Here is a 2213-nt window from a genome sequence, read left to right as displayed (position 1 = left end):
ACGCGGTCAAGTCCAAGATCCGCCACCCGGATTACTCGTTAAAGGTTGCATGACGAGGCACTAGCTCGTCGAGGCTGCACCAGGCGGGTGCGGCGGAACTCCGCAGGGTCACCGGTAGGCGCCGCCGCGACGACGAACCACAACGTCACATCGGTGTGGGTGCCCTCGCCGCGGGTATGCGTCTGGGAGACGAACAGCGCGTCCCCGCCACCTACACGTGGGTGGAAGGTGACTTCGACGCCGAGCATAACCGCGGTGCTGCGGCCGATGCGCCGCCAGCCGGCTTTGCTGAATCGGTAGATGCTGGCCACTTTCGGAGATCCGGCCGTCGACGACGCGCCGTCGGCCTAGCGTTCTCAATGACCGCATGATGTGAAGCCGCCAGTCGAAGGATGATGCAAAATGCGTGACGTTTCACCAGCGAAAACGCCGGCCGGACCGCTCGGTTTGATGCGGCGAGGCGCGTTCTCCGACGAAATGCGGGAACAGTCGACGGCCCTGGTCAAGCAAGCGATCGAACGGTTCATCGAGGACCAACTGGCGGCCGACATCGAGTTGGGTCGCCTGCGGTCGCGGGTGGCCGGTCTGCACGAGCGGCCGGCCGCTGTGGACGAGGAAGCCTCGGCGGCGATCGAAGCCCTCCGCGCGCACCAGCACGCCCGGGTGAAGGAGCGCATCGCTGAGTTTCGCCACAGTCCTATCTGGCCGGAAACGATGCAGCTCGCCATCCCGGCGGCGGGCGGCTTGCAGGTAGTCGCGCCGCCGTACGACGTGGCGTGGAGTACCGGCCGCGCCGGCGCGAATATCAACGGCACCATGAACGTGGCCGCCGGGGGCGTGTCCACCGACCTGTCCGAATACTCCGCGGCTGCGGTCGGCTTCTTCGTTACCGCCGACGTGCCGGTGACCTCGATCGTCGACGTGAAACCACAGGCGCCGTTCGCCTACCAGTGGTGGAACACGCTGTACAGCGGCAACGGTTCGTCCAGTTCGCTGAGCTCTGGCGGGGTCGGGATCATGGCGTACGTCGCCAACCAGGCGTCGCCGTATCGGGTCGACCGCGCGACCGTGTGGCTGAGCAGCCGCGCTGATCCCCACGTCACGGTCTGGAACCCGCACGTTACCTACAAGTCCGAGGTATCCACGCTCGGCTATCCGGTCATCCAGTGGGAGGACGCATACCACGAGGGTCAGGGGCTCATCACCCCGACCGTGTTGTTGGCTAGCCGACGCGACTTCAGCGTGACCGCCTGGCCCGGCTGCACCATCCTGGTCTGGATCTTCTGTTGGACGCACGACTGGATCCACACGTCGGGTGGCCTGCTCACAACGGCGCAGAGCGCGATCAACGCCTCGGTGCCGTTCGTCGTGGTCGACTCCAGGCCCGCCCCGATCGTGAAATAGCACTCACCCTGCGTCGTTGTATCGGCCGCAGAGCGTCGCCCCCGTTGAGCGCCGCCGCTGGGTCGTCGAACGCACCCTGACCTGGCTCACCGCCCACCGCCGCCTGGCCCGCGACTACGAACGCACCACCAACATCGCCGAAGCCATGATCCGCTGGGCGGCCATCAACCAGATGCTGCGCCGCCTCACCCGCGGCCACCCCACCCGACGCCAACAACAACGCACCTTCGACTGGCCCGACTGACACCAATCGACAACGTCCTCTAGGCATCTCCTTGATCAGCAGTGGCGGATCGTCAGACCGGAAGTCGTGCCGGCCACCTTCGGCGTCAGCTTCAACCGGCCCACGAATTGCCTCCAGCTCGCTCGACGACGGGAAGCCAGCAGCGAGTTCGACACCCGGAGCCGGCGGCCGGGACGCTACCGGCTGCCTACGACAACACACCCATGGTGATCATCGCCGCGTTGCGACGTCACGCCTGGTGGATGATGGGACACCGAGAGTTGCGCACCTCACGTATCATCCCGAGGTGCCAGACGATGAGCAGGCGACCGCGATCAGCGCCGCTGTGCTGGTCGCATCGACTGCGCAGCCCGACGACTCGGGTGCCGATACGGCAGATCGGTACGACTGGCAGGCCGCCATGGCGGCTGCGCACGGGCTGCGCCTGCTTTATGACTCGCTCACCTTCGGAAAGCTGGCCAAAGACGCTGGAGTCAAGCTTCAGCTCCAACGGTTCGTGAACTAGTGCCTCGTCATGCAACCTTTAACGAGTAATCCGGGTGGCGGATCTTGGACTTGACCGCGT

Annotated in this window: 3 protein-coding genes and 1 pseudogene; 3 read left to right on the top strand and 1 reads right to left on the bottom strand. The window is 65.6% G+C overall.

The genetic code is table 11. The features are described from left to right. Positions 1-38: 38 nt before the first annotated feature. A complete protein-coding gene (locus IEY94_RS23130) occupies positions 39-311 on the bottom strand; it encodes a hypothetical protein (RefSeq protein ID WP_189172366.1) in 273 nt (90 codons plus the stop codon). A 91-nt stretch (positions 312-402) separates the two neighbouring features. On the opposite strand from IEY94_RS23130, the gene IEY94_RS23125 reads away from it, so the two are divergent. From IEY94_RS23125 to IEY94_RS23115, 3 genes and pseudogenes are all read left to right on the top strand, one after another. Next, complete coding sequence (locus IEY94_RS23125) at positions 403-1404, top strand: hypothetical protein (protein WP_189172365.1); 1002 nt, start codon at positions 403-405, stop codon at positions 1402-1404. A gap of 52 nt (positions 1405-1456) precedes the next feature. After that, positions 1457-1648 (top strand): annotated as a pseudogene (locus IEY94_RS23120) (hypothetical protein); the annotation flags it as partial. Positions 1649-1934: 286 nt separating this feature from the next. Further along, complete coding sequence (locus IEY94_RS23115) at positions 1935-2153, top strand: hypothetical protein (RefSeq protein ID WP_189172367.1); 219 nt, start codon at positions 1935-1937, stop codon at positions 2151-2153. The last annotated feature ends 60 nt before the right edge of the window (positions 2154-2213 follow it).

The organism is Pilimelia anulata (genome assembly GCF_014647895.1).
In the GTDB taxonomy this organism is placed as follows: Bacteria; Actinomycetota; Actinomycetes; order Mycobacteriales; family Micromonosporaceae; genus Pilimelia; species Pilimelia anulata.
Note: the sequence above shows the minus strand (reverse complement) of the source record. Positions and strands in the feature narration are given on the sequence as shown.